The 23,315-nt window shown below is 58.7% G+C and carries 31 protein-coding genes and 2 tRNA genes; 18 read left to right on the forward strand and 15 right to left on the reverse strand.

Translation table 11 applies throughout. From position 1 onward, the window contains the following. The first annotated feature begins 12 nt into the window (after nt 1-12). The 3 genes from PMA3_RS09175 (at nt 13) to PMA3_RS09185 (ending at nt 2,329) form a co-directional block, all read left to right on the forward strand. Nucleotides 13-804 (forward strand): ABC transporter ATP-binding protein, encoded by a 792-nt coding sequence (locus tag PMA3_RS09175; protein ID WP_064676853.1) that lies wholly within the window; start codon nt 13-15, stop codon nt 802-804. Continuing rightward, a complete protein-coding gene (locus PMA3_RS09180) occupies nt 801-1,586 on the forward strand; it encodes an IucA/IucC family C-terminal-domain containing protein (protein WP_064676854.1) in 786 nt (261 codons plus the stop codon). The genes PMA3_RS09175 and PMA3_RS09180 overlap by 4 nt, the downstream gene beginning before the upstream one ends. 80 nt (nt 1,587-1,666) lie before the next feature. Further along, entirely contained in the window at nt 1,667-2,329 is a 663-nt protein-coding gene (locus PMA3_RS09185; RefSeq protein ID WP_082930465.1) for an RraA family protein, read from the forward strand. A gap of 138 nt (nt 2,330-2,467) precedes the next feature. On the opposite strand, the gene PMA3_RS09190 is transcribed toward PMA3_RS09185, so the two are convergent. Then, on the reverse strand, nt 2,468-3,751 hold the full coding sequence (locus PMA3_RS09190; RefSeq protein WP_064676855.1) for an NAD(P)/FAD-dependent oxidoreductase: 1,284 nt from the start codon (nt 3,749-3,751) through the stop codon (nt 2,468-2,470). A 183-nt stretch (nt 3,752-3,934) separates the two neighbouring features. On the opposite strand from PMA3_RS09190, the gene PMA3_RS09195 reads away from it, so the two are divergent. Next, nucleotides 3,935-4,011, forward strand: a tRNA-Val gene (locus PMA3_RS09195). A gap of 260 nt (nt 4,012-4,271) precedes the next feature. Here the strand turns inward: PMA3_RS09195 and PMA3_RS09200 are convergent. After that, nucleotides 4,272-4,832 (reverse strand): hypothetical protein, encoded by a 561-nt coding sequence (locus PMA3_RS09200; RefSeq protein WP_237140700.1) that lies wholly within the window; start codon nt 4,830-4,832, stop codon nt 4,272-4,274. A gap of 337 nt (nt 4,833-5,169) precedes the next feature. Between PMA3_RS09200 and PMA3_RS09205 the strand changes: the two genes are divergently transcribed. Beyond that, a complete protein-coding gene (locus tag PMA3_RS09205; RefSeq protein WP_064676856.1) occupies nt 5,170-5,598 on the forward strand; it encodes a hypothetical protein in 429 nt (142 codons plus the stop codon). A 289-nt stretch (nt 5,599-5,887) separates the two neighbouring features. On the opposite strand, the gene PMA3_RS09210 is transcribed toward PMA3_RS09205, so the two are convergent. The 3 genes from PMA3_RS09210 to PMA3_RS32625 form a co-directional block, all read right to left on the reverse strand. Then, complete coding sequence (locus PMA3_RS09210) at nt 5,888-6,100, reverse strand: hypothetical protein (protein ID WP_064676857.1); 213 nt, start codon at nt 6,098-6,100, stop codon at nt 5,888-5,890. 252 nt (nt 6,101-6,352) lie between these two features. Further along, nucleotides 6,353-6,541 (reverse strand): hypothetical protein, encoded by a 189-nt coding sequence (locus PMA3_RS09215; protein ID WP_064676858.1) that lies wholly within the window; start codon nt 6,539-6,541, stop codon nt 6,353-6,355. A 64-nt stretch (nt 6,542-6,605) separates the two neighbouring features. Continuing rightward, nucleotides 6,606-6,815, reverse strand: a complete 210-nt coding sequence (locus tag PMA3_RS32625; RefSeq protein WP_064676859.1) for a hypothetical protein — start codon at nt 6,813-6,815, stop codon at nt 6,606-6,608. Between the two features lie 123 nt (nt 6,816-6,938). On the opposite strand from PMA3_RS32625, the gene PMA3_RS09225 reads away from it, so the two are divergent. Then, nucleotides 6,939-7,015 (forward strand) — tRNA-Val (locus PMA3_RS09225). 159 nt (nt 7,016-7,174) lie between these two features. Here PMA3_RS09225 and PMA3_RS32630 read toward each other — a convergent pair. From PMA3_RS32630 to PMA3_RS09245, 3 genes are all read right to left on the reverse strand, one after another. Then, nucleotides 7,175-7,441, reverse strand: coding sequence for a hypothetical protein (locus PMA3_RS32630; protein ID WP_064676860.1), 267 nt, complete (start codon nt 7,439-7,441; stop codon nt 7,175-7,177). A 764-nt stretch (nt 7,442-8,205) separates the two neighbouring features. Next, nucleotides 8,206-8,445 carry a hypothetical protein gene (locus PMA3_RS09240; RefSeq protein WP_064676862.1) on the reverse strand — a complete coding sequence of 80 codons (240 nt, stop codon included), beginning with the start codon at nt 8,443-8,445 and terminating at the stop codon, nt 8,206-8,208. A gap of 59 nt (nt 8,446-8,504) precedes the next feature. Continuing rightward, nucleotides 8,505-8,828: a hypothetical protein gene (locus PMA3_RS09245; RefSeq protein ID WP_237140701.1), complete on the reverse strand. Its 324-nt coding sequence runs from the start codon at nt 8,826-8,828 to the stop codon at nt 8,505-8,507. A gap of 261 nt (nt 8,829-9,089) precedes the next feature. On the opposite strand from PMA3_RS09245, the gene PMA3_RS09255 reads away from it, so the two are divergent. Beyond that, nucleotides 9,090-9,284, forward strand: coding sequence for a hypothetical protein (locus PMA3_RS09255; protein WP_064676864.1), 195 nt, complete (start codon nt 9,090-9,092; stop codon nt 9,282-9,284). A gap of 48 nt (nt 9,285-9,332) precedes the next feature. Here the strand turns inward: PMA3_RS09255 and PMA3_RS09260 are convergent, their stop codons facing one another. Further along, nucleotides 9,333-10,085: a carbonic anhydrase gene (locus tag PMA3_RS09260; RefSeq protein WP_064676865.1), complete on the reverse strand. Its 753-nt coding sequence runs from the start codon at nt 10,083-10,085 to the stop codon at nt 9,333-9,335. Between the two features lie 212 nt (nt 10,086-10,297). Between PMA3_RS09260 and PMA3_RS09265 the strand changes: the two genes are divergently transcribed. Beyond that, a complete protein-coding gene (locus PMA3_RS09265) occupies nt 10,298-10,753 on the forward strand; it encodes a DUF2214 family protein (protein ID WP_064676866.1) in 456 nt (151 codons plus the stop codon). A gap of 220 nt (nt 10,754-10,973) precedes the next feature. Here the strand turns inward: PMA3_RS09265 and csrA are convergent, their stop codons facing one another. Further along, nucleotides 10,974-11,165: a carbon storage regulator CsrA gene (gene csrA / locus PMA3_RS09270; protein WP_008028241.1), complete on the reverse strand. Its 192-nt coding sequence runs from the start codon at nt 11,163-11,165 to the stop codon at nt 10,974-10,976. A gap of 250 nt (nt 11,166-11,415) precedes the next feature. Between csrA and PMA3_RS09275 the strand changes: the two genes are divergently transcribed. Continuing rightward, nucleotides 11,416-11,781 carry an SPOR domain-containing protein gene (locus tag PMA3_RS09275; RefSeq protein WP_064676867.1) on the forward strand — a complete coding sequence of 122 codons (366 nt, stop codon included), beginning with the start codon at nt 11,416-11,418 and terminating at the stop codon, nt 11,779-11,781. 139 nt (nt 11,782-11,920) lie between these two features. Here the strand turns inward: PMA3_RS09275 and PMA3_RS09280 are convergent, their stop codons facing one another. The 3 genes from PMA3_RS09280 to PMA3_RS09290 all read right to left on the reverse strand — a co-directional run bounded on the left by PMA3_RS09280 (nt 11,921) and on the right by PMA3_RS09290 (nt 14,181). After that, nucleotides 11,921-12,610: an endonuclease gene (locus PMA3_RS09280; RefSeq protein ID WP_064676868.1), complete on the reverse strand. Its 690-nt coding sequence runs from the start codon at nt 12,608-12,610 to the stop codon at nt 11,921-11,923. A 4-nt stretch (nt 12,611-12,614) separates the two neighbouring features. Beyond that, entirely contained in the window at nt 12,615-12,884 is a 270-nt protein-coding gene (locus tag PMA3_RS09285) for a DUF1654 domain-containing protein (RefSeq protein WP_191626248.1), read from the reverse strand. Between the two features lie 208 nt (nt 12,885-13,092). Then, the gene (locus tag PMA3_RS09290; RefSeq protein ID WP_064676870.1) at nt 13,093-14,181 is read right to left on the reverse strand and encodes an asparaginase; all 1,089 of its coding nucleotides are present in this window, start codon (nt 14,179-14,181) and stop codon (nt 13,093-13,095) included. A gap of 469 nt (nt 14,182-14,650) precedes the next feature. Between PMA3_RS09290 and PMA3_RS09295 the strand changes: the two genes are divergently transcribed. From PMA3_RS09295 to PMA3_RS09325, 7 genes are all read left to right on the forward strand, one after another. Further along, nucleotides 14,651-15,607: a sugar ABC transporter substrate-binding protein gene (locus tag PMA3_RS09295; protein ID WP_064676871.1), complete on the forward strand. Its 957-nt coding sequence runs from the start codon at nt 14,651-14,653 to the stop codon at nt 15,605-15,607. Between the two features lie 57 nt (nt 15,608-15,664). Beyond that, nucleotides 15,665-17,218 carry a sugar ABC transporter ATP-binding protein gene (locus PMA3_RS09300; protein WP_064676872.1) on the forward strand — a complete coding sequence of 518 codons (1,554 nt, stop codon included), beginning with the start codon at nt 15,665-15,667 and terminating at the stop codon, nt 17,216-17,218. Then, on the forward strand, nt 17,215-18,192 hold the full coding sequence (locus tag PMA3_RS09305) for an ABC transporter permease (RefSeq protein WP_064676873.1): 978 nt from the start codon (nt 17,215-17,217) through the stop codon (nt 18,190-18,192). Before PMA3_RS09300 ends, PMA3_RS09305 begins: the two co-directional genes overlap by 4 nt. 3 nt (nt 18,193-18,195) lie before the next feature. After that, complete coding sequence (locus tag PMA3_RS09310) at nt 18,196-19,215, forward strand: LacI family DNA-binding transcriptional regulator (protein WP_064676874.1); 1,020 nt, start codon at nt 18,196-18,198, stop codon at nt 19,213-19,215. An 88-nt stretch (nt 19,216-19,303) separates the two neighbouring features. After that, on the forward strand, nt 19,304-20,221 hold the full coding sequence (gene rbsK / locus PMA3_RS09315; protein ID WP_064676875.1) for a ribokinase: 918 nt from the start codon (nt 19,304-19,306) through the stop codon (nt 20,219-20,221). Beyond that, nucleotides 20,218-20,622, forward strand: a complete 405-nt coding sequence (gene rbsD / locus PMA3_RS09320; protein WP_064676876.1) for a D-ribose pyranase — start codon at nt 20,218-20,220, stop codon at nt 20,620-20,622. Before rbsK ends, rbsD begins: the two co-directional genes overlap by 4 nt. 31 nt (nt 20,623-20,653) lie before the next feature. After that, nucleotides 20,654-21,682: a nucleoside hydrolase gene (locus PMA3_RS09325; protein WP_064676877.1), complete on the forward strand. Its 1,029-nt coding sequence runs from the start codon at nt 20,654-20,656 to the stop codon at nt 21,680-21,682. A 32-nt stretch (nt 21,683-21,714) separates the two neighbouring features. Here PMA3_RS09325 and PMA3_RS09330 read toward each other — a convergent pair whose 3' ends face one another. Further along, nucleotides 21,715-21,927: a hypothetical protein gene (locus tag PMA3_RS09330; RefSeq protein WP_064676878.1), complete on the reverse strand. Its 213-nt coding sequence runs from the start codon at nt 21,925-21,927 to the stop codon at nt 21,715-21,717. Nucleotides 21,928-22,060: 133 nt separating this feature from the next. Here PMA3_RS09330 and PMA3_RS09335 point away from each other — a divergent pair, with 133 nt between their 5' ends. Further along, nucleotides 22,061-22,366, forward strand: a complete 306-nt coding sequence (locus tag PMA3_RS09335; protein ID WP_064680650.1) for a hypothetical protein — start codon at nt 22,061-22,063, stop codon at nt 22,364-22,366. 165 nt (nt 22,367-22,531) lie between these two features. After that, nucleotides 22,532-22,852, forward strand: coding sequence for an I78 family peptidase inhibitor (locus tag PMA3_RS09340; RefSeq protein ID WP_064676879.1), 321 nt, complete (start codon nt 22,532-22,534; stop codon nt 22,850-22,852). Between the two features lie 72 nt (nt 22,853-22,924). Here PMA3_RS09340 and PMA3_RS09345 read toward each other — a convergent pair whose 3' ends face one another. Beyond that, nucleotides 22,925-23,137, reverse strand: a complete 213-nt coding sequence (locus PMA3_RS09345) for a cold-shock protein (protein WP_003179963.1) — start codon at nt 23,135-23,137, stop codon at nt 22,925-22,927. Nucleotides 23,138-23,315 lie beyond the last annotated feature (178 nt).

Consider the following 23,315-nt stretch of genomic DNA (forward strand, 5'->3'; position numbering starts at 1 on the left):
GGAACTCAACGCATGACGTCGATTGCAAGTCGCGGCCTGACCCTGAGCTATCAGCGCCAGGTGATTATTGACGCGCTGGACATGCAACTGCCCAAGGGCAAGATCTCGGTGCTGATCGGCAGCAATGGCTGTGGCAAGAGCACCCTGCTCAAATCCTTCGCCCGGTTGCTCAAGCCGCAGCAGGGCTCGGTGATTCTCAACGGTGTGGATATCCAGCAAAAATCCACGGCGGCGGTGGCGCGTGAACTGGCCATCCTGCCCCAGACCCCGACCGCGCCGGAGGGCATTACCGTGCGCCAGCTCGTGGCGCTGGGTCGATACCCGTATCAGAGCTGGATGCAGCAGTGGTCGGTCGAAGATGAAGCCATGGTCAATCGCGCCCTGGATCAGACCAGCCTGCAGGCGCTGGCCGATCGACCGGTGGACGCCTTGTCCGGCGGGCAGCGCCAGCGGGCGTGGATCGCCATGACCCTGGCCCAGGACACCGGCATCGTGCTGCTGGACGAGCCGACCACCTTTCTCGATCTGGCGCACCAGATCGAAGTCCTGGACCTGCTGCGCGACCTCAACCGGCTCGAGAACAAAACCATCATCATGGTGCTGCACGATCTCAACCTGGCCTGTCGTTACGCCGATCACATGGTCGCGGTGCATGAGCGTACGGCGTTTGCCCAGGGCCGGCCCGAGGACGTCTTGACCCAGGCCCTGGTCAAGACCGTGTTCGACCTCAACTGTCGAATCATTCCTGACCCGTTCTTTGGTACGCCGATGTGCATCCCGTTCGGTCGGGAATTGCCGCAATGAGTCTGGCTGGTTATTTCACGGCGCCAGAGTGGGCGGCGTTGTCCGGTGGATTGCGGCTCAAAGACATTGAAGCGCGCGACCCGTTACGCTCGCTGATGGCCCGGGACTTGTTGCAGGAGGAGGTGTGCGAACAACTGCTGGACGCCTTGGGCCCGGTGATCGGCTCGCCAACCCGGGCGATCACTGCCTCATTGCTGGGCAAGCGTTTATCGTTTTTGGCGACCGGTGCCTGCCTGTATGCGATGTCGGTGTACGACAAGGGGCTGCTGCTGTCCCTGGACAACGTGGTGATCGAGTACGGCCACGATGACGGGCTGTGGACCTCGTCGCTGCCGCTGGCTCACTCTTTGCCCTCGACCTATGGACCCGGTGAGCGCGAGGCCTGGCGGGAAGCCGTGGTGCAGGCGCTGTTTGCCGGGCTGCTGAAACCGCTGTGGCAAACCTTCAACCGGGTCACGGGCGTTTCCCGCCGCATCCTCTGGGAGAACAGCGCCGTACGCGTGTATTCGCTGTATGAAAAACGCATGGCGAAAATCGACGAGCCGTCGGTGCGTGAACGCTGTGAAGCGGACTTCACATGGTTGCTGACCGAGGCACAACCTTCACTGTTCGGCCTCGACTACAACCCGCTGAGCCATTTCCGCCGACCGCCGACGCTGGTGGACGAAGGGCAACGGAGCATTCGCTTTCGCCGCACCTGCTGCTTCTACTACCTGGCCACCGAGCCGGCTGAATACTGCTCGACCTGCCCGTTGCTGCGCCCGGGGAAAAAATGCCGATGAGTGATCAGGTGACCCCTCGCCAACAGATCGTCAGCCGGGAGCTGCCAGACCCGTCCATTGCCACGCTCGGGGAAATGCCGATGAGCTATCAGATCAACCCTCGCCAGCCAGTCGTCAGCCAGGAATTGCTCGCCGCTTACCGGTCGATCCCGTCGTCCACCCTCGGCCATTTTTCCGACCGGGGCTTCCTGCGCGGGATCAAGCCGTTGTTCAACGACATCCGCATGCTCGGCCAGGTCATCACCGTCAAAGTCTTCCCGCCCGATGGCAGCATTCTGCGTGAGGCCCTGTTGTTGAGCGAGCCAGGCGACGTGCTGGTGATCGAATGCGTGGGCGACGAGGAGTGTGGTTGCTGGGGCGAGCTGCGCACCCTGGCGGGATTGATCAAAGGCCTGGCCGGGGTGGTGGTGTCGGGTGCCGTCACCGATGTCAGCGCCTTGCGTCGCCATGGCTTGCCGGTGTTTTGCCGGGATGTGAGTGCCTACACCACCCGTGGCATTGGCGCACAGGGTGAAGTCAATCACACGATCACTGTTGGCGGCGTTCGAGTACAGCCAGGCGACCTGGCCATCGGTGATGATGACGGTGTGTTCATTCTCGATCCCGGCCAGGCAGTCGAGCTTCTGCCCGAGCTATTAGTCAAAGAGGAAACGGACCAGAAGCGCAGGGATGAACTCCTGCAGCGGCTCCATGCCCGTCCTGCATACATCGGCGCAATCGCCGTTTGCCCTTGGCCCTTGTAGGAGCGAGCTTGCTCCGGGCGGCGTTCCGACGAAGGTCTCAAGGGTGACGCGTTCATTCAGGAAGAACGCGTTATCGTTAACGTCCTTCGTCGGAACGCCGCCCGGAGCAAGCTCGCTCCTACAGGGGAGGGCGCCCGCTCAGAACCCGAACCTGTCGCGCAACCCGTAATACCACGCCCCCAACGCCGCAAACGGAGTCCGCAGCATCTGCCCACCGGGAAACGGATAATGCGGCAGGTCGGCAAACGCATCGAACCGCTCCGCCTGGCCACGCAAGGCTTCTGCCAGGACCTTGCCCGCCAGGTGCGTATAGGTCACCCCATGACCGCTACAGCCCTGGGAATAGTAGATGTTGTCACCCAGGCGCCCGACCTGAGGCAGGCGCGACAACGTCAGCAGGAAATTGCCGGTCCAGGCGTAATCGATCTTCACGTCCTTGAGCTGCGGGAAAGCCTTGAGCATCTTCGGCCGGATGATCGCTTCAATGTTCGCCGGATCCCGCGCGCCATACACCACGCCACCGCCGAAAATCAGACGCTTGTCGCCACTCAGGCGGTAGTAGTCGAGCAGGTAGTTACAGTCTTCGACGCAATAATCCTGAGGCAGCAGGGCTCTCGCCAATTCCTCGCCCAGCGGCTCGGTGGTAATCACCTGAGTCCCGCAAGGCATCGACTTGGCGGCCAGCTCCGGCACCAGATTGCCCAGATAGGCATTGCCGGCAACGATGATGAACTTCGCCCTGACCTTGCCCTGTGGCGTATGCACCACCGGATTCGCCCCGCGCTCGATCCGCACCGCCGGCGACTGTTCATGGATGGTGCCACCCAGCGACTCGACGGCCGCGGCTTCGCCCAGCGCCAGGTTCAGCGGATGAATGTGACCGCCACTCATGTCGAGCATGCCGCCGATGTATTGATCGCAGGCCACCACTTCACGGATCCGGCGTTGATCCATCAGCTCCAGCTGGGTGTGACCGAAACGCTCCCACAGCCGCTTCTGGGCTTCCAGGTGCCCCATCTGCTTGGCGGTGATCGCCGCGAACACGCCGCCATCCTTCAGGTCGCACTGGATATTATATTTGGCAACCCGCTCGCGAATGATCCGCCCACCCTCGAACGCCATCTGCCCCAGCAACTGAGCCTGCTTGGGCCCGACACTGCGCTCGATCACATCGATGTCACGGCTATAGCTGTTGACGATCTGCCCGCCATTACGCCCGGACGCGCCAAAACCCACCTTGGCCGCTTCCAGGACCGTCACCCGAAAACCGTGCTCCAGCAGAAACAGGGCAGAGGACAGCCCGGTGTAACCGGCACCGATCACACAGACATCAGTCTCAATATCATCCTGCAGGGCCGGACGCGGCGGAACCGCGTTGGCCGAAGCGGCGTAATAAGACTCGGGGTAGGGTGTGTGCGCCATCCTGCAGCCTCTGTTTAATATATTTTACGAGTGCTTCGATCCTACCCGAGTTAAAAATCGACCGCCAGCCACCGCAAAGGCTTCTTTGCCGCAGCGAAATTAAATATTTTGCATATTCATAGGGTTAGCTCGAAAAAAGGTGTTGACACCCCTCCGGAATTCCGTAGAATGCCGCCACACAGCAGGCACGTAGCTCAGTTGGTTAGAGCACCACCTTGACATGGTGGGGGTCGTTGGTTCGAGTCCAATCGCGCCTACCAAACAAAATCCGCTCTGCTGGGCGGTCTAGAAGGGCTCACCGAAAGGTGGGCCCTTTTTTGTTGTCTTGGATTTCATAAAAATGTTCACCAAATATCAAGATGTTCACCAAATATCGGGCGTTCACGCTGGGTAATGGCTGTGTGTGGGTTGGCATGCTCCTCCTCGTCGGAAACAAATGCCCTAAACCTACCTACTTGGGCGGAAGAATCTTTTGTAGGCAGGGCTTAGGGAGGAGAGGGGGTGTAGGAGGATCCAGGACTCAGTTATTTAACGAAACTTGTCTGGCTTCGATTTTGAGATCGCTGAGGCGCTTGAGCATCGCAATGATGTTTACCCGAGCGGATCCCTCATTGGCCAGACGTAGACGTTTGATTGCAATAAAAGAATCGCCCACGCCCGCCGTGAAAGGGGTACGGATGATTTCACGCAAAACGACCTTGTTAGTACTTGACTCCATCAAGGTATATTCAACTTCGCTGGTCACTTCAAAATCCAGTCCGAATATAGGCTGGTCAACGCGCAGCAGGTTGGCGCGTAGTGCATAAGGGGCTGACTCGTCGCCGAGCAAGTTTGCATTGGCGAGCGATTGCTTAAGGGCCGCACCGAAGTCAGGGGCGTCGATTTCCGAAGTCCACAGAGGGTTGGTTGTATCTCCACCATTCACCTCGGAAAGCCGCACATTATTTCGCAGCTGGGAGTCATAGGTATTTGCTGTGGCCTGATCGGCTGTGACTGACATGCCGGAAATTTGAGCGGGGGAGGCACAGCCTGTGCAAAGAGCAATTAGGGCTGAAGCTAAAAGCAAGCGTAGGTACGTCATTCGACAAATCCTTATGATTGTAAAAGTACCGAGAAGATCGCGAATAGTAGCACTATGCCATTTATTTAGACAGTTATCGCAGCGACACATGTTACGGCGTGTCGATATTCTCTGGCTTAGTTCTCAATTCACTTCACACCCGATTTTTCATAATCGCGAGGGTGATCCCGACAGGGTGAAGAATGATGCGAGCTGAAGTCCGAGGTGCAGGGCAAGAGCATTGCCTGCGATTAGCGACTCACCAAGTAAATGTTGCGTTATCTAGTTGGCGTGATGTCAGTATGATATCATTGCGTCGCTCGTTTGAGCATAAATGGAATTTTGAGGGATTGGACGCATGAAGGTGCATCGTTTGGTTTTGGCACTTGGATTGGCTGCTGCTTGTACGGGCTGTGCAAGCGGCCTGAACTCTCAACAGAAAGCAGAGCTTCGCCACTATGAGGCGAACGGACTTGCAGTTCAGGAAAAGAGCCCTGGCACTGGTGCCGCTCTTGGATTGCTCCCTGGCGGCGGATCATTTTATGGCCGCGAATATGGTTTGGGTGTTGTAAATCTGCTTTTTTGGCCGTTATCAATTCTGTGGGATCCGGTCAGCGGTCATGACGCAGCTGAGTCGATCAATTACACCGCAACAAAGGAACATGTGAATCGCCTGCAGCGCAAAGATGTTGATGCTATTGACGAACGCCTGCAGTCGGGTCAAATCGACGTTGCGCAATACGCCCTTGAAAAACGCAAAGTAAACAAAAAATACGACTTTAACTAAGCACGCACTAAGTAAGTGTAAGAAGCCCGCCCGGTGCGGGCTTTTTTCATTTGGTTTTTTAATGGGGTGTAGCGTGGTGAAATGATATTCCCCTAATATCAAAATCCGCTCTGCTGGGCGGACTGGAAGGGCTCATCGAAAGGTGGGCCCTTTTTTGATTTTGATTGAAAAATATCAGAAACGCTGAGGCTCGATACGCGGTATCAGTCCGCGCCTTGCACCTCCAGGCTTTGCCTGGACGGTCCCTGATTGATGCATCCTGTGTTCTCAGCAATCGAGGACCGGCAAGTCACCGATCATTCAGTAGTTCGGCGACCCCGCGCGTGATGAATTCCAGGTTCTCATCGAGCTTGGTCAGAGAGTTGCGGATCCTGACGGCATGCTCGGCGGGGCCGTGCAGTTGCTCGATCCAGATGGAGAGCGCTTCGACAGACTCCGCAATAGCGAGCTGGTTTTCGTTGAGCTTGAATATCAGCGAAGGGACGAGGTCGTGGGTAGGCATGGCTGATTCCTCCTTTGAGTGAGGAAAGCGTAGCAGGCAAAAAAACCTGCTTGGGGGCGGGCTTCAAATGGGGGCGTGAAATGAACGCCCGAATGCTATCCGTTTGAATGAACAGGTCAAGTCAGAAACAAGAAAGCCCGCACAAGGCGGGCTCTCCATACACGTGGCCAAATCCGTTTGGCTGACCGCATTGTGCTTGGCGGGTGTGACAAGGTCGTGACAGGTTGCCAGTGAGGAGCCGGCGCCATCACTTCAGCTGGCTAGCGCGATTCTCAGTGCTACCGCGGCTTCAAGAAGCTTGTTCGCCTGGCTCGAGACAGCGGTTGCCAGGGCATCATTTCCCTCGTCTTTCAACATGGCTGCCAAATCGAGCAGCTTTCCCACCTCAATCTCGACTACGCGAACGGATTCGGTTATCTGGTATTGAAGTGAGTGCGCCATGCCATAAGCCCTCGTTCCAGATCGGCCAGGACTCCCGTATGCCAGGTAGTCCGCTGTGCCTCTTTCAATGAAGCGTCTTGACCCTGCGACTTTCGCCGATCCTGATCCGGTCCAGCGCCCGGTTTAGAGAATCCAGGGCATCGAGGAGGGCTTTCGCTTCGCTTTCCCGACCCTCTCCCCAAAGTCGTTCAGCCATTTTGTTCAGGGCCTGGATGGATCTCTCTATTTCAGCAGAGCTTGCTGTACTGGTGTCTGTCGGGCGTTTCTTGGTCATTTTCAGAATTTCTGCAGTGCCCGCGCGAATAAAGGTGACAGGATTATTTTCCTGAAAGGAACGAAAAAATAAATACCCCCCCTTTCTTGTTTCCCGAAAATCCGTAGAATGCCGCCACACAGCAGGCACGTAGCTCAGTTGGTTAGAGCACCACCTTGACATGGTGGGGGTCGTTGGTTCGAGTCCAATCGCGCCTACCAAACAAAATCCGCTCTGCTGGGCGGTCTGGAAGGGCTCACCGGGAGGTGGGCCCTTTTTTGTTGTTTTTGATTTATGCACAACGTTCACAGCCTATCGGAATCGTTCACACCTGGGGGTAATGTGAGCGCCTGGAGCCCGTTCCGGTCTGCGATTCTTCCCTATAGCCCGATCCTCGTCACCACCGGTCTTATCCCGCTATTGAATAATTGCAACTGCTCCTCCACCTCCGCCGGTTGATCCGCCTCCACCTCCGCCTTCCGATCCGCCTCCGCCTCCGCCTCCAGATCCGCCTCCACCTCCAGATCCGCCACCGGTTCCTGCTCCTGCTCCTGTTCCCGTTCCTCCTCCCGTTCCTGACTGGGATCCTCCTGATGTGGAGCCAGATGTCGATGTGCTGGCCCCGTCCCCATCAGAATCATCGTCATCACGGGTGCTGGCGTAACCGCCGGCAATAGCGAATTTTTTCAGCAGGAGGTCATAACTAACGATAGCCGCTGCATTTTTGCCTTGGTAGCCTACACCCACGGGGATCCCAAACACTGGGGTAACGGCAAAGGGATAGTAGCTAATGCCTGCCGACGCAATGGCGCTATTTTCGTCCCTGGTAGACGTTGCATGAAGGGTAAAACCTATGCCGGTATTTGCGCCGAAGGCGTAAGTCAAGCCAGCAAAAGCGCCTATGTCCGCGTGTGCGATTGGTGCCGCACAAGAGATAAGTGCAGCAGCTAAAATAATTTTTTTCATTTCTACTACCCCAATGAAGCTCTGGAAAAGTCCTCTTTCTCGCAGCCCACAAAAAGCAATAACTCATGAGTTATGAAGTTGTTATTTTTAGATCGGCTCCTCCGAACCGCATGGGGATTTTCCAGGGCCCCAAAGTCGTTGCGACATGAGGTGAGCTTAGGCTTGAAGGGGGGACTTTCAAGACCGTTCGTCGGCAGTTTTTTGCGGGAGCTACCACGTTTGATAGCCCCCCGTTTCTGGCGCTGGATCTGCTGGACCCTGATGAGCGCATGCTCCATGAGCTCCAGAAGCCAACCAGGCGGGCTTTTGATCTGGATTCGATTATCAGTGCTGCCAGAGGAGGCCGACCTGCGGGAGCGTCGGCGCTTTAAGTTGGAAACTGAAGTGGAAAACTTCACGCCCCCTGATTAATAAATATGCTTCCTTGCAATTCTTTTTAAAGCGTCTACCGATCGACTGTCGGCTGTTGGTCTCGAATGAGGCAGGCAGATTTCGCCGTTTCGATCATCCGGTTATATATTTTGTTTTTCCCTGTTTCGTCTTCTTTGTTCTTTTCTTGCATCTGCTCTAAGAGATCAGTGAAAAGCGCAAGATCAAGCGCGTCCTTCTTTCTGATCGCTGCGATCAGCGCAGTGATGATCTGGCTTTGAGCGATAACGGTTTCTTTGAGTGCATCGTTTGACACATTGACCTCCTGAGTCTTCAATCCGCGCCGAAAATGACGCAATCCCGGTCCTTGGGCTGTTAGGCAAAGGACCGAGGGTTATGCGCAGTGTTCTTCGTGCTCATAGGCGAGCTGGCCCGGTGCACGGGCGGCGCTGGCCAGCGTCTATCTGGCCAAGTGCTCCAGCTGGTCTGCATCCGCTCAGCGAGCGTTTTCTTGCTGATGCGTTGCAGCTTCATCGTCGCGGCTGGCTGCCAAGAGATGACGCGCTTGAGTGCGGTTGCACAGACCTCATCAGCAAGGTCTTGCTCGGCGAGGAAGTCGTCAAAGTCAGTGCCAATATGTGTATTCCATCCAAGGTAATTGATTGCATAACCCTGGCGGGTGGCGGGTTTTCGAGACATGGCCGAGCTCCTTTTCAGCAAAAACAAGGAGGGAGACAGTGGCGATGTTGGCGAAGTGTCGCAATCAGACGATTCTGAATGAGGTGTGGGAAATGTCTGGGAAGGAGCGCGTTGAACCGAACCGGCAGTTGTTGATGCTCCCCCCGGAGCAACTATTTCAGCTCTGCGCAAAAGGTGCTCGTGAGCTGCCTCCGGGTTCCTGTCCCGAGGCCTTGGTTCGGGCGTAAACTAGCGGGGCTACCTCATCAAAAGGAGCCGCATATGATCGCCGATCAAACCAACAAACAGGCCGCTGATACCCGAACTGTCTGGGATCAGTACTTCTGCGCTGCGTTGATTGCAGAAAGCAACCTGACGGCACCCGTTGTCGGAGGGGCTACGCACGAGGACAGGCAGAACCTGTTGATTGAAAGGGCCAAAACCCTCGCCGACAAGATGATGGAAAACAGAAAATAACCGGAGCCCGGCCATCGCGCCGGGCTCTTGCCGTCCGGCGTGTCCGGCTCAGGTTATCAAGTCCACGTTGCCGGTCGCCAGACGGTAGACGCCGCCCACTATCTTCAACGTGCCCTTGCCCAGCGCATCGGTCAGCAAGGGCGAGGCATGTTTCAGGCGCTCCACCGAGTCTTTGACGTTTTGCGCGGTGGCGTTTTCGATAAGGCTGCCGGGTTGTGTGAGCACTTTCTCGATAGAGGGCTTGAGTGCGTCGGTCAGTTTCGGGATATGGCCGGGGAATACGGTGCGATCCTTGACGGCTTTGATGCCTGCATCGATGGCGCCGCAGCTTTCGTGCCCGAGCACGAGGATCAAGGGTGCGCCGAGCACCGCGACGGCGTATTCGAGGCTGGCCAACCCCTCGTCCGTGACGAAGTTGCCCGCGACACGTATGGCGAAAAGATCGCCGCGGGCGGTGTCGAACGCGTACTCGGGGGCGATGCGGGAGTCGGAGCAACCCAATACCGCCACGAACGGGTTCTGGCCGGAGACCAGGGCTTCTCGTTCATCCTTGAAGTCATGGGTCGTGGAAGTGCCGGCAACATAGCGTTGATTGCCTTCCATCAGTCGTTGCAGGGCCTTGTCGGGGCTGATGGCGTTTTGCGGTTTGGGGGGAGGGGCGGTTTTTTCGGCAGCCCGGGCGATCTTGTCGGGCAGTGCACCGGCCAGTAACAGGGCGCCTGCGCCCAGTCCGGCAAGCCGGAGAAACCTGCGACGACCGCTCGCGTTTTGCATGGCGTTTGAATCACATGATTCACACATGATCTTGTGTACTCGGGTCAGATGGGGGGAACGACTTCGCATCAAGGACTGCTGCCGCGATGAGCTGTAGCGCTTGTGGGGTGGAGTCTAGCCGCGATCCGCCTGAAAATTGGCGCTTTAAGTGTTTGATGATTTTGCTGTGGGATGCGCTCCCTCGTTTCATGCGCTACTACTGAGAGGTTGATTCATTTCGTCCCGACAGGAGTATTTCGATGCTGGCTCACTGGACTCTGGCGGCGGTTCATCTCTTGGCGTTATCCCTGGGCTTCTGGGCGGTGCTCACTCGTGGCATGGCACTTCGGCGCCTGCTTGCCGGGGCGGGGGAGGCTCGCAGTGTATTGATCGCGGACAATCTGTGGGGCATCTCGGCCGCCATTCTGTTGGTCACCGGTTTGATGCGAGCCTTTGGCGGGTTCGAGAAGGGCACTGATTATTATCTTCACCAGCCCTTGTTCCACCTCAAAATGACACTTTTCGTGCTTATCCTGTTGCTGGAAATCGCACCGATGGTGACGCTGATCAAGTGGCGGAGGGCGCGGGCGCGGGGTGCGGCGATCGATACCGGCCGTGCGCAGCTGTTTGCGCGGATCAGTCATATCGAAGCGATGCTGGTGTTGCTGATGGTGGTGGCGGCCACGGGCATGGCGCGGGGGGTGACCTTTGGTTAGACGAGCGCCAGGGCGCTCTTGTTCGGGGGGAGCCCGACATGTCTGACATTCAGGGCATGAAGCCTGCCGGCAGCATCGGCTACACGTTCTCGACTGCATCGCCCGTAAGTGCCATGGCCATCGAGAAGGGGTGTGAGAAATGAAAGGCGATGCAATGCATGAATCTCTAGCCAGCCATGGTTCCGGGGGCGAACGGGCTGGCTACCGACTACAGCAGGATTCAGGACTGTGGCTTGTCCGGAGCGGTCAGGCCAGCCTGGATGCGCTGGTAAATTTCTTCGCGGTGCACGGCAACGTCTTTCGGAGCGTTGATGCCGATCCTGACTTGCTGGCCGCTAACGCCCAGGATGGTGATCGTAATGTCATCACCAATATTTATGCTTTCACCGACTTTGCGGGTGAGTATCAGCATGGTCTTCTCCTTGATTGCTTTGTGGGGCACCTGATTCGGACAGTGCAGAGGTCGGTGTTCTATATAGATTAGTGCGAAGTCTCATGGTTTGGGTGCCTCTTTCTGACGCGCAGATGCTGCATTAATTCCCAAGGTGTAACTATACAGAGCCCGCAACCATCATTCTCGTTGTTTTAAGTCGATTTTGCGGCACTCGGCAAGTATTGATGGATGTTAAAATCTGCGTTTTCGGCATTCAGAGGGACGCGTTGTGCGCAAAATGGTCTTGGTAATTGCGGTACTGGCACTGGCGGGATGCGGTGAGGGCAAGCGTCCTGACGTGCCAAAGCCGCAGACGACAGCGGCGACCGCACCGGTGGTGGCCTCTGCACCAAAATGGGATCTCGAGGTGCGCGGTGAAATAACCCAGGCTGTCAGCGACCTCAGCGGCTGGCTGATCGAGCACAGTTTCGTTTCCAGTGTCGTCAAGGAAAATGGCAAGACGCGGATTCTGCTCGGGCCATTCAATTCCAGAGCCGAGGCCGAGGCCAAACAGGCCGAAGTGGCTGCGGCGCTCACCCGGGCGAAAAAACAGAACATCGAACTGCTGGTCGTCGAACGCACGGCGCCTTTGTAGGAGCCAGCTTGCTGCGGGCGGCGTTCCGACGATGGTATCAAGGGCGACGCGTTCATTCAGACGATACGCGTCATCGTTGACGTCCATCGCAAGCAAGCTTGCTCCTACATCACGCTACAACGAAGATTTCAGCCATCGCTTAACCGCAGGCTTTCAAGTCGACCGGCCCGACAAACTCGTTGCCGCGCCCCATCACGCAGCCCACGCTCTGGTTGCGCTGACGCTCCCAGGCCTCGACCGGATAGGTTTTGTTCCAGGCTTCGTACAGCTTCCGATCCTGTTTCGACAGGCGCAAACCGTATTGCTTGCTCATGTAGAAGTACGTCCGGGCGATCATGCCGCGAATGGAAGGGCGGGGCATGACCTTCTTCGCCTTGAAATCGACCTGGGTCAGGCACGAACCGTACTGACCGGTTTGCACCGGCAGCCAGCCGAAACTGAAATTGCTGCGATCGCCATTCACCTCGCCGATGCTCGGCACCAGGTTATGCAGGTCGGCCTCGGCCTTCTGGTAGACCGGATCGTAGCGCGTGCAGTTCTTGCGCCCGCCTTCTTGCCAGCACTGACGCTGATGCCCGATCTGCCAGGCCGGAACAATGTGTTCCCACTCGATGCGGGACGCGCGCTTGGCGTTTTTGCGCGGGACATAACCGCAGGCCGCGAGATTGACCTTGTTGCCGGTGTATTTACAGCCGCAATAGAACTCGGTGGATTGCGGGGCATACAGCTTCCAGGCGACTTTCTTGGCTTCGCTGAAGGTGCGTGGGGCGCCCGCCTGGGCGCCAAGGGAGATCGATAGAAGCAGCAAAGCAAACCAGCGGACACTCATCGACTCAGTCTTCCTTCGGCACAACCCAGAAAATCTGCACGCCGCCATCGTCGCGATAGGCGAGGGTGACGTTGTCGTTCTCATCGATTTCTTCGAGCAATTGTTCCCACTCGTCCACGGGTTCGTCCGGCAGACGGAAGATCAATGCGGCTTTGGCTTTTTGCGCGGTGGGGGAGTTGATGATTTTCTGAATGCGAAGACCCATGCGTGCATAGGTGTCAGGAGAAACAGAGCTAGAGGCCACGGAATTATCCTTATTAAGCTGTACGTGCATACAGTATTTAACTGTAGGCAATTTCGCAACTACTTAAAATTCAAGAAAATCCTCTGACAGCTGTTTTTTCCGTTTGGTGTAGGAAGACGGGAAATTTTTATCGGAACATCGGAAGGTGGCGACAACCACTCACCAAGGCTGGCGAGTGGTCGATACAGTGCCCGACCGGAACCGGTCAGGCGAGGGCGAGGGCGAGGGCGAGGGCGAATCAGTATTCCCAGAACATCCGTTGCAGCTCTTTGCTGTCGTTGGTCTTGGTCAGCGCGACCATCGCCAGGATGCGAGCCTTTTGCGGGTTCAGGTCATGGGCCACGACCCAGTCGTACTTGTCGTCAGGCTGTTCGGCGTTGCGCAGCACGAAACCGCCGGCGTTGACGTGGGAGGAGCGGATGATCTGCACGCCGTCCTTGCGCAGGCCCTGCAGGGCTGGAACCACCCGCGAAGACACCGAGCCGTTGCCGGTGCCGGCGTGGATGATGGCTTTGGCACCCGACTGCGCCAGGGCTTTGTAGGCGGTATCGCTCACGTTGCCGTAGGAGTAGGCGATCTCGACGTTCGGCAGGCTTTCGATGGTTTTGATGTCGAATTCCGAATCCATGGTGTGGCGCTTGGCCGGCATACGGAACCAGTAGGATTTGCCTTCCACGACCATGCCCAGAGGGCCCCAGGCGCTCTTGAACGCTTCGGTCTTGATGTTGATCATCTTGCTGACGTCGCGACCCGACTGGATCTCATCGTTCATGGTCACCAGTACGCCTTTGCCCCGGGCTTCCTTGCTGCTGGCCACGGCCACGGCGTTGTACAGGTTGAGCATGCCGTCGGCGGACATTGCGGTGCCCGGGCGCATGGAGCCGACGACGATGATCGGCTTGTCGGTTTTTTCCACCAGGTTCAGGAAGTAGGCGGTTTCTTCCAGGGTGTCGGTGCCGTGGGTGATGACGATGCCATCGACGTCTTTGCTGTCGGCCAGTTCAGCCACGCGACGACCCAGTTGCAGCAGGTTGTCGTTGGTGATGCTTTCGGAGGCGATTTGCATGACCTGTTCGCCACGAACATTGGCCAGCTGGCTCAGTTCCGGAACCCCGGCGATCAACTGTTCGATGCCGACTTTTGCCGCCTGATAGGTCGCGCTATTGGCCGCGCTGGCACCGGCGCCGGCGATGGTGCCGCCGGTGGCCAGGATCACCACGTTGGCCAGTTTTTGCTGGGTTTCTGCTTCCTTGGCCTGAAGGGCGGTGGGCAGGAGTAGCAGGAGGGCCAAGGCGCCCGGAACGAAGGTCTTGAAAACAGATGTCATTATTTTTCTCTCTAGTAGTCAGACGGTGCTGATGCAGGTTCATCTAGATACGGCCCAAGGCGATCTGAACGCGTGGGGTGTAGAGAGGGAGCAGGATTCGTACCAGACATTCCCTGTATCGGAAATATCTCGTAACCTAATGATTTGTATCATTATTTTGTAAACAAATTTAAACGGGTCAGCGCTGGGTCGTCCGGATTTCCGAACAGCGGTGGGCATTCGTGTTCGGCTCTCCGAGCGCGTCGTTCTCTGCCAGCGTTTATCGGTTATCGGGAAAAGCCCCGTTTGTGAAAATCAAAAACACAAAACAACACTTTTCCATCGTTGACAATTGACGGCTGGATTCCCATAGTTCGATCTACGCAAACGTTTGCGCCACCCCGTCGATGGCATGTTCCAACGGCAAGCGCGATGAACCCTGTGCCAGTGCAAGCGTTGCTCACAATAATCATAAGATCGGAGTGAAACCATGAAGCTGCCATTCGCTGGACGTCTTCTTGCTGTCGCTATGCTGGCTGCCGCATCCGCCGCGCTGCCTGTCTCCTCGGCGTTCGCCGAAACCCCTGAAAAGCCCAAAGTCGCGCTGGTCATGAAATCCCTGGCCAACGAATTCTTCCTGACCATGGAAGATGGCGCCAAGGCCTACCAGAAAGACCACTCCGGCGACTTCGAGCTGATCTCCAATGGCATCAAGGACGAAACCGATACGGCGAACCAGATCCGTATCGTCGAGCAAATGATCGTGTCCAAGGTCAACGCGCTGGTCATCGCGCCAGCCGACTCCAAGGCCATGGTGCCGGTGATCAAGAAAGCGGTGGACGCCGGCATCACCGTGGTCAACATCGATAACCAGCTGGACCCGGCAGTGGTCAAGAGCAAAAACATCACGGTGCCGTTCGTGGGCCCGGACAACCGCAAAGGCGCGCGCCTGGTGGGCGAGTACCTGGCGAAACAGCTGAAGGCCGGTGACGAAGTCGGCATCATCGAAGGCGTCTCCACCACCACCAATGCCCAGGCCCGCACCGCAGGCTTCAAGGAGGCGATGGAAGCGGCGCAGATCAAGGTCGTGTCCCTGCAATCCGGCGATTGGGAAATCAACAAGGGCAACCAGGTTGCCGCCTCCATGCTCAGCGAATACCCGAACATCAAGGCCCTGCTGGCCGGCAACGACAGCATGGCCGTTGGCGCGGTGTCTGCCGTGCGTGCCGCCGGCAAGGCCGGCAAGGTACAAGTGGTCGGTTACGACAACATCAACGCCATCAAGCCCATGCTCAAGGATGGTCGCGTACTGGCCACCGCTGACCAGTTCGCGGCAAGGCAGGCCGTGTTCGGCATCGAGACCGCGCTGAAGATCATCAAGGGCGAGAAGGTCGATAGCGGCGTCAATGGCGTCATTGAAACTCCGGTCGAGCTGGTGACCCGGTAGTCCTGCTGGCGACACTAGGGCGCTCGCCCGTTCGGGCGAGCGCATGGAGATTTGTTTATGTCAGTTTTCGCCCCGAACGCTGTCCTCTCGGTCAGCGGCATCGGCAAGACCTACGCTCAACCGGTCCTGACCGGCATCGACCTGACGCTGATGCGCGGTGAAGTGCTGGCGCTGACCGGCGAGAACGGCGCGGGCAAAAGCACGCTGTCGAAAATCATTGGCGGGCTGGTCGCGCCGACCACCGGCCAGATGCAGTTCCAGGGCCAGGCGTATCGCCCCGGTAGCCGGACTCAGGCCGAAGACCTGGGCATCCGCATGGTCATGCAGGAACTCAATCTGCTGCCGACCCTGTCGGTGGCGGAAAACCTGTTTCTGCACAACCTGCCCAACCAGGGCGGCTGGATCAGTCGCAAGCAACTGCGCAAGGCGGCGATGGAGGCCATGGCTCAGGTCGGGCTCGACGCAATCGATCCGGATACCCTGGTCGGCGAACTCGGCATCGGCCATCAACAGATGGTGGAGATCGCGCGCAACCTGATCGGCGACTGCCATGTACTGATCCTCGACGAACCGACCGCAATGCTCACCGCCCGCGAAGTCGAGATGCTGTTCGAGCAGATCAGCCGCCTGCAGGCGCGCGGCGTATCGATCATCTACATCTCCCATCGCCTCGAAGAACTGGCACGGGTCGCCCAGCGCATCGCGGTGCTGCGTGACGGCAACCTGGTCTGCGTCGAGCCGATGGCCAATTACAACAGCGAGCAACTGGTCACCTTGATGGTCGGTCGCGAACTTGGCGAACACATCGACATGGGCCCGCGGCAGATCGGTGCTCCAGCGTTGACGGTCACAGGCCTGACACGTTCGGACAAGGTTCGCGACGTGTCCTTTGAAGTGCGCGCCGGGGAGATCTACGGGATTTCCGGTCTGATCGGGGCAGGGCGCACCGAGTTGCTGCGCCTGATCTTCGGCGCGGATACGGCAGACAGCGGCAGCGTTGCACTGGGTTCCCCGGCGCGGGTCGTCAGTATCCGTTCACCGGCGGATGCGGTCGGTCATGGCATCGCCCTGATCACCGAAGACCGCAAGGGCGAAGGCCTGCTGCTGACCCAATCGATCAGCGCCAATATCGCCCTGGGCAATATGTCGGTGATTTCCAGCGGTGGCTTCGTCAACAACGGTGATGAGATCGCCTTGGCCCAACGTCAGATCGACGCCATGCGCATCCGCAGTTCCAGCCCCACGCAATTGGTGTCGGAACTGTCCGGCGGCAACCAGCAGAAAGTCGTGATCGGCCGCTGGCTGGAGCGCGACTGCTCGGTGATGCTGTTCGATGAGCCGACCCGCGGCATCGACGTGGGCGCCAAGTTCGATATCTATGCCTTGCTCGGCGAGTTGACCCGTCAGGGCAAGGCGCTGGTGGTGGTGTCCAGCGACTTGCGCGAATTGATGTTGATCTGCGACCGCATCGGCGTGCTCTCGGCGGGGCGTCTGATTGACACCTTCGAGCGTGACAGCTGGACCCAGGATGACTTGCTTGCCGCCGCATTCGCCGGCTATCAACAACGTGATGCGTTGCTCAACGAAGCAGCGCCCAGGGATCTTTCATGACTACTGCAACGTCCGTCGTCAAACGTAGTGGCAACTTTTATGGCCTCGGTACTTATCTGGGCCTGGCCGGTGCCTTGCTGGCCATGGTCGCGCTGTTCTCGGTCCTGAGCAGCCATTTTCTGTCGTACGACACCTTCAGCACCCTGGCCAACCAGATCCCGGATCTGATGGTGCTGGCGGTCGGCATGACGTTCGTGTTGATCATCGGCGGCATCGACCTCTCGGTCGGTTCGGTGCTGGCCTTGGCGGCGTCTACGGTCAGCGTGGCGATTCTCGGCTGGGGCTGGAGCGTGCTGCCGGCGGCGTTGTTGGGAATGGGCGCTGCGGCGTTGGCCGGGACCATCACCGGCTCGATCACCGTCGCCTGGCGCATTCCGTCGTTCATCGTGTCCCTCGGCGTACTGGAAATGGCCCGGGGCGTGGCGTATCAGATGACCGGCTCGCGCACGGCCTACATCGGTGACGCCTTCGCCTGGCTGTCCAACCCGATCGTCTTTGGCATCTCGCCGTCGTTCATCATCGCCTTGCTGATCATCTTCATCGCCCAGGCCGTGCTGACCCGTACCGTGTTTGGTCGCTACCTGATCGGCATCGGCACCAACGAAGAGGCGGTACGCCTGGCCGGGATCAATCCAAAACCCTACAAGATCCTGGTGTTCAGCCTGATGGGGCTGCTGGCCGGTATCGCTGCGCTGTTCCAGATTTCCCGGCTGGAAGCGGCGGACCCGAATGCCGGCTCCGGCCTGGAGCTGCAAGTGATCGCCGCGGTGGTGATCGGCGGCACCAGCCTGATGGGCGGCCGCGGCTCAGTCATCAGTACCTTTTTCGGCGTGCTGATCATTTCGGTATTGGCCGCCGGTCTGGCGCAGATCGGCGCGACCGAACCCACCAAACGCATCATCACCGGCGCGGTCATCGTGGTGGCGGTGGTGCTCGATACTTATCGCAGTCAGCGCGCAAGCCGGCGGACCTGAGTCATGGCAACCATCAAGGATGTAGCAGCGCTGGCGGGAATTTCCTACACCACGGTGTCCCATGTGGTGAACAAGACCCGGCCGGTCAGCGAAGAAGTGCGGGTCAAGGTCGAGGCCGCGATCAAGACGCTCGACTACGTACCCAGTGCGGTGGCCCGATCGCTCAAGGCCAAGACCACGGCAACCATCGGCCTGTTGGTGCCCAATAGCCTCAACCCGTACTTCGCCGAACTGGCGCGGGGCATCGAGGACTACTGCGAGCGCAATGGCTATTGCGTGATCCTGTGCAATTCCGACGACAACCCGGACAAGCAGCGCAGCTACCTGCGGGTGCTGCTGGAAAAGCGTATCGACGGTTTGATCGTGGCGTCGGCCGGCGGCGACGCAGGTCTGGCGCAAGGCCTGGCTGGCGTGCGCACGCCGATGGTGATCGTCGACCGGGGGCTGGAGGGTGTCGATGCCGACCTGGTACGCATCGATCACGAGTACGGCGCCTATCTGGCGACCCGGCACTTGCTGGAGTTGGGGCATCGGGACATTGCCACCATCGGCGGTCCGGCGAACACCAGCGTGGCGCAGATGCGCCTGGCCGGTTATTGCCGCGCCTTGCAGGAGGCGGGTGTCACGGTGCCTCGCGAACGCATGCTGGAAAGCGACTTCACCAGCACCGGCGGCTACGACGCGGCGGCGATCCTGCTGGCGAAGAACCCGCCCAGCGCGATATTTGCCGGCAACGACATGATCGGCATCGGCGTGCTGCGAGCCGCCGCCGAGCGCAATATTCGAGTGCCGACCGAGCTGTCGGTGATCGGCTTCGACGATATCCAGATCAGCCGTTATGTCTACCCGGCGCTGACCACCGTCGGCCAGTCGATCCTGCAACTCGGGGAGATGGCCGCTGAAGTGCTGTTGCGCCGGATCGCCACACCGGCCATGGCTACCGATCAACGCATCGTGACACCCAGTATTGTCCTGCGCGAATCGACGGCGCCGCTGGCCGGGGTGTTCTCTGAATATCGCTGAGCCGTGAGCTCCATCAATCCGCAAAGCTCCAAACAAACGAATGCTCTAAAAAACGAATGCTTCGCTGAAACCGAATTGAGTGTGACATATGCCAGCAAAAGTAGTGGTGATAGGCAGCCTGAACATGGACCTGGTAACCCGGGCGCCGCGGCTGCCCCGTGGCGGCGAAACGCTGATCGGCCGGTCGTTTGCCACGGTGTCCGGTGGCAAGGGCGCGAATCAGGCGGTGGCCGCGGCTCGGCTGGGCGCTCAGGTGTCGATGGTCGGTTGTGTCGGCAACGATGCCTATGGCGAACAGCTGCGCGGGGCGTTGTTGGCCGAGCGGATCGATTGCCAGGCGGTCAGCGTGGTCGACGATTCCAGCGGCGTGGCGCTGATCGTGGTCGATGACGCCAGCCAGAATGCGATCGTGATTGTCGCCGGTGCCAACGGCGCGTTGACGCCGGAAGTGATCGACCGTTTCGACGCGGTGTTGCAGGCGGCGGATGTGATCATCTGCCAGCTGGAAGTGCCGGACGCCACGGTCGGCCATGCGCTCAAGCGCGGCCGGGCGTCGGGCAAGACCGTGATGTTGAATCCGGCGCCAGCCAGTCATCCGCTGCCGGCGGACTGGTATGCGGCCATCGATTACCTGATTCCCAACGAAAGCGAAGCCTCGGCCCTCAGCGGTTTGCCCGTGGATTCCCTGGACACCGCCAAAACGGCCGCCGCCCGCTTGATCGCCCTGGGTGCCGCCAAGGTGATCATCACCCTGGGGGCGCAGGGCGCGCTGTTTGCCAACGGCACAGGCATCGAACATTTTCCGGCGCTGCAGGTAAAGGCCGTCGATACCACTGCGGCCGGCGACACCTTCGTCGGTGGTTTCGCCGCGGCGCTGGCGGCCGGCAAAAGCGAAGCCGAGGCGATTCGATTCGGCCAGAGCGCTGCGGCGCTGTCGGTGACCCGTGCCGGTGCGCAACCCTCGATTCCCACCTTGTCCGACGTCCAGGCGTTCAAAGCACCATGAAGAAGACACCCTTGCTCAACATCGCGCTGTCGCGACTGATCGCCTCCCTGGGCCATGGCGACAGGGTGGTGATTGGCGACGCTGGCCTGCCGGTGCCACCGGGCGTCGAACTGATCGACCTGGCGCTGACCCACGGCATTCCGGATTTCGCCGGCACCTTGAAGGTCGTGCTCAGCGAAATGCAGGTCGAAAGCCACGTACTGGCGCAAGAGATTCTGGACAAGAAACCCTCGGCACTGGCGACACTGGATGAACTGGATGCCGAAGGTGCATTGGGTCGGCGTGAGTGGCTCAGCCATGAACAATTCAAAGTCCTCAGCCGTCAGGCGCGGGCGATTGTTCGCACGGGTGAGTGTCAGCCTTACTGCAACATCATTCTGGTGGCCGGGGTCACGTTTTAACTGTTGATTCTTCACGCACAAGGAGTGCGCCATGTACCGCTATGCTCAGAAACTGCATCACCTGCTACGGAGTCTGCTGCTTTTGTCCCTGATGACCGCAACAAGCGCCCAGGCGGCGCAACAGATCGACCTGATCATCGACACCGACCCGGGTGCCGACGACGTGGTGGCCTTGCTGTTTGCCCTGGCGTCGCCGCAAGAACTGAACATCCGCGCGCTGACCACCGTCGCCGGCAATGTTCGCCTGGACAAGACGTCGCGCAATGCGCGGCTGGCCCGCGAGTGGGCGGGGCGCGAAGAGGTGCCGGTGTATGCGGGCGCGTCGAAACCGCTGCTGCGCACGCCGATCTACGCCGAGGACATCCATGGCGCGGAAGGCATGTCGGGTGTCGCCGTCCACGAGCCGACGACGGGCCTGGCCGAAGGCAGCGCGGTCAATTACCTGATCGATACCTTGAAGAGCGCCAGGCCCCACAGCATCACCCTCGCCATGCTCGGTCCGCAGACCAACCTGGCGCTGGCCTTGATCCAGGAGCCCGGAATCGTTCAGGGCATCAAGGAGGTGGTAGTCATGGGCGGGGCGCACTTCAACGGCGGCAATATCACGCCGGTGGCCGAGTTCAACCTGTTCGCCGATCCGCAGGCCGCTGAGGTCGTACTCAAGAGTGGCGTGAAACTCACGTACCTGCCGCTGGATGTGACCCACAAGATTCTCACCAGCGAGGCACGCCTGAAGCAGATCGCGGCAATCGACAACACTGCCAGCAAACTGGTGGGCAATATTCTCAATGAGTACATCAAAGGCGACATGGAACATTACGGCCTTGCGGGTGGCCCGGTGCATGACGCCACGGTCATCGCCTACCTGCTAAAGCCGGAGCTGTTCACCGGTCGTTCAGTGAACGTGGTGGTCGACAGCCGCGAAGGCCCGACCTTTGGCCAGACCATCGTCGACTGGTATGACGGCCTGAAGGCCCCGAAGAATGCCTTCTGGGTTGAAAGCGGCGACGCTCAGGGCTTCTTCGACCTGCTGACGGAACGTCTGGCACGGCTGAAATAAGCCGCCGGCCCGCAGGTGCCAGCCTGCAGGGCTCAGTTCCTGGCTGTCTGCTCTATACCCTTGTAAGTTTCCGGGTACTTGGTGAACACCTGCGTGATGAATGAGCGGGCGGCTTCGGTGCCCAGCTCCTTGACCAACAGATCGATCGCGATGATTGCCAACTCTTCCGGGCTGCCGGGGCTGTAGGAACTATGGCCCTGCGACCACTTGGCATTGATGTTGGCGTCGATACTTACGGTGGTCATGATGATGCTCGTGAAGTCGGGAAAGTCTGAGTGTGAAGTTAACCATTTTGCGCGACGTTTGGCACTGCGACTTAGGCATCAGGGGAGGGCTATGCGACACTTGGCCTTTGATGGATTTTTCAAGGACCGTGCTGTGCAGATCGATTTGAACACCCCTGACGGCTTGACCCTTGAAGCGGTGCGCCAGTTGCTGGCTTCTGCCAGCGATGATGAGCACACGCAGGTGCGGGTGACCAAGGGCGGCATCGCCTATATTTCGTCGGGCGTCGTGGGTGGCACCGACATCGACGGACTCTCGTTTCGCCTCGAAACCTGGGCCAAGGGCTCAGGTTATGTCGGGCGTGTCGCAGCCAGTGACGAGGTCTGGGTCATGCAGATCTTCAACGCGCTGAAAGAGAACTGGCCGAATCCGCCTTTCGATTACATCGACGTCTATTGAGACTTGTTCATATTCAGTCATGATTACGCGGTGGACAGCCGCGAATGCTCAGGCAAACTCGCCGCTTTTCATGATCGAGGGCAGGGTGCTAGCACGCCCCGGGAAACCAAACGCCAGATTGGCGGTCGCACGATCTCAGCTCAACTATTGAAAAAAGGAGGCTTCATGCCTTGGAAGCTCGCGTCATTGGGTACTTTGCTGGCCGCAGCGATGTTGGCCGGTTGCAGCACTACCTCCACCGAGTCGACAACAGACCCTGTCACCACCTCTGACACGGGACACAGCCGTTGTGAGGCAAAAGCTGCCGAATTCACCATAGGCAAAAAGGCTTCGCCCGAACTGCTGGAACAGGCACGCACCCGTGCAGGCGCACAGAATGCCCGGTTCCTCCTGCCCACCGACATGGTGACCCTGGAGTACCGCTCCGATCGCCTGAACCTGAACACCGACGCCAGCCGGGTGGTCACCCGCGTCAACTGCGGCTGATCGCTTCAGGTTTTTGTTTCGCCCATAAAAAACCCCGTCACATGGACGGGGTTTTTTTAGTGCGCCAGAAACTTACTCTGGGCGGACTTGTGCAGCTTGCATACCCTTTTGGCCTTTCTCAGCCACGAAGGAAACGGTCTGGCCTTCTTTCAGGCTTTTGAAACCGTCGCTTTCGATAGCTTTGAAGTGTACGAACAGGTCGTCACCGCCACCTTGAGGAGTGATGAAGCCGAAGCCTTTTTCATCGTTGAACCATTTAACGGTGCCGGTTTGGCGATTAGACATGGTGTATCTCCAAGAAACATATATTTTCAGTAGTACTGTGCTGCTCAGGCCAACTGGGCACACCGGGGTATCATAGTCGAAATGTTCGCTTTGGGAGCCCCCCGGACGCACTGTTTGCCGACCAGTCGTGTTTTCTTTGTGCCCTTTAGCGGCTGAAAGCCCCGTGTTATAAGGCTTG

It is taken from the genome of Pseudomonas silesiensis (assembly GCF_001661075.1).
Classification (GTDB): domain Bacteria; phylum Pseudomonadota; class Gammaproteobacteria; order Pseudomonadales; family Pseudomonadaceae; genus Aquipseudomonas; species Aquipseudomonas silesiensis.

What these genes read in the sequence shown, in the direction of transcription:
- PMA3_RS09325 (WP_064676877.1), top strand. Translation starts at nt 20,654, where the DNA reads ATGTACCGCTATGCTCAGAAACTGCATCACCTGCTACGGAGTCTGCTG.
- PMA3_RS09295 (WP_064676871.1), top strand. Translation starts at nt 14,651, where the DNA reads ATGAAGCTGCCATTCGCTGGACGTCTTCTTGCTGTCGCTATGCTGGCT.
- PMA3_RS09310 (WP_064676874.1), top strand. Translation starts at nt 18,196, where the DNA reads ATGGCAACCATCAAGGATGTAGCAGCGCTGGCGGGAATTTCCTACACC.
- PMA3_RS09200 (WP_237140700.1), bottom strand. Translation starts at nt 4,832, where the DNA reads ATGACGTACCTACGCTTGCTTTTAGCTTCAGCCCTAATTGCTCTTTGC.
- PMA3_RS09265 (WP_064676866.1), top strand. Translation starts at nt 10,298, where the DNA reads ATGCTGGCTCACTGGACTCTGGCGGCGGTTCATCTCTTGGCGTTATCC.
- PMA3_RS09305 (WP_064676873.1), top strand. Translation starts at nt 17,215, where the DNA reads ATGACTACTGCAACGTCCGTCGTCAAACGTAGTGGCAACTTTTATGGC.
- PMA3_RS09330 (WP_064676878.1), bottom strand. Translation starts at nt 21,927, where the DNA reads ATGACCACCGTAAGTATCGACGCCAACATCAATGCCAAGTGGTCGCAG.
- rbsD (WP_064676876.1), top strand. Translation starts at nt 20,218, where the DNA reads ATGAAGAAGACACCCTTGCTCAACATCGCGCTGTCGCGACTGATCGCC.
- PMA3_RS09285 (WP_191626248.1), bottom strand. Translation starts at nt 12,884, where the DNA reads ATGCACGTACAGCTTAATAAGGATAATTCCGTGGCCTCTAGCTCTGTT.
- PMA3_RS09190 (WP_064676855.1), bottom strand. Translation starts at nt 3,751, where the DNA reads ATGGCGCACACACCCTACCCCGAGTCTTATTACGCCGCTTCGGCCAAC.
- PMA3_RS09260 (WP_064676865.1), bottom strand. Translation starts at nt 10,085, where the DNA reads ATGTGTGAATCATGTGATTCAAACGCCATGCAAAACGCGAGCGGTCGT.
- PMA3_RS09280 (WP_064676868.1), bottom strand. Translation starts at nt 12,610, where the DNA reads ATGAGTGTCCGCTGGTTTGCTTTGCTGCTTCTATCGATCTCCCTTGGC.
- PMA3_RS32625 (WP_064676859.1), bottom strand. Translation starts at nt 6,815, where the DNA reads ATGACCAAGAAACGCCCGACAGACACCAGTACAGCAAGCTCTGCTGAA.
- PMA3_RS09255 (WP_064676864.1), top strand. Translation starts at nt 9,090, where the DNA reads ATGATCGCCGATCAAACCAACAAACAGGCCGCTGATACCCGAACTGTC.
- rbsK (WP_064676875.1), top strand. Translation starts at nt 19,304, where the DNA reads ATGCCAGCAAAAGTAGTGGTGATAGGCAGCCTGAACATGGACCTGGTA.
- PMA3_RS09185 (WP_082930465.1), top strand. Translation starts at nt 1,667, where the DNA reads ATGAGCTATCAGATCAACCCTCGCCAGCCAGTCGTCAGCCAGGAATTG.
- PMA3_RS09340 (WP_064676879.1), top strand. Translation starts at nt 22,532, where the DNA reads ATGCCTTGGAAGCTCGCGTCATTGGGTACTTTGCTGGCCGCAGCGATG.
- PMA3_RS09210 (WP_064676857.1), bottom strand. Translation starts at nt 6,100, where the DNA reads ATGCCTACCCACGACCTCGTCCCTTCGCTGATATTCAAGCTCAACGAA.
- PMA3_RS09245 (WP_237140701.1), bottom strand. Translation starts at nt 8,828, where the DNA reads ATGTCTCGAAAACCCGCCACCCGCCAGGGTTATGCAATCAATTACCTT.
- PMA3_RS09300 (WP_064676872.1), top strand. Translation starts at nt 15,665, where the DNA reads ATGTCAGTTTTCGCCCCGAACGCTGTCCTCTCGGTCAGCGGCATCGGC.
- PMA3_RS09345 (WP_003179963.1), bottom strand. Translation starts at nt 23,137, where the DNA reads ATGTCTAATCGCCAAACCGGCACCGTTAAATGGTTCAACGATGAAAAA.
- PMA3_RS09215 (WP_064676858.1), bottom strand. Translation starts at nt 6,541, where the DNA reads ATGGCGCACTCACTTCAATACCAGATAACCGAATCCGTTCGCGTAGTC.
- PMA3_RS09205 (WP_064676856.1), top strand. Translation starts at nt 5,170, where the DNA reads ATGAAGGTGCATCGTTTGGTTTTGGCACTTGGATTGGCTGCTGCTTGT.
- PMA3_RS09290 (WP_064676870.1), bottom strand. Translation starts at nt 14,181, where the DNA reads ATGACATCTGTTTTCAAGACCTTCGTTCCGGGCGCCTTGGCCCTCCTG.
- PMA3_RS09180 (WP_064676854.1), top strand. Translation starts at nt 801, where the DNA reads ATGAGTCTGGCTGGTTATTTCACGGCGCCAGAGTGGGCGGCGTTGTCC.
- PMA3_RS09175 (WP_064676853.1), top strand. Translation starts at nt 13, where the DNA reads ATGACGTCGATTGCAAGTCGCGGCCTGACCCTGAGCTATCAGCGCCAG.
- csrA (WP_008028241.1), bottom strand. Translation starts at nt 11,165, where the DNA reads ATGCTGATACTCACCCGCAAAGTCGGTGAAAGCATAAATATTGGTGAT.
- PMA3_RS32630 (WP_064676860.1), bottom strand. Translation starts at nt 7,441, where the DNA reads ATGACGATGATTCTGATGGGGACGGGGCCAGCACATCGACATCTGGCT.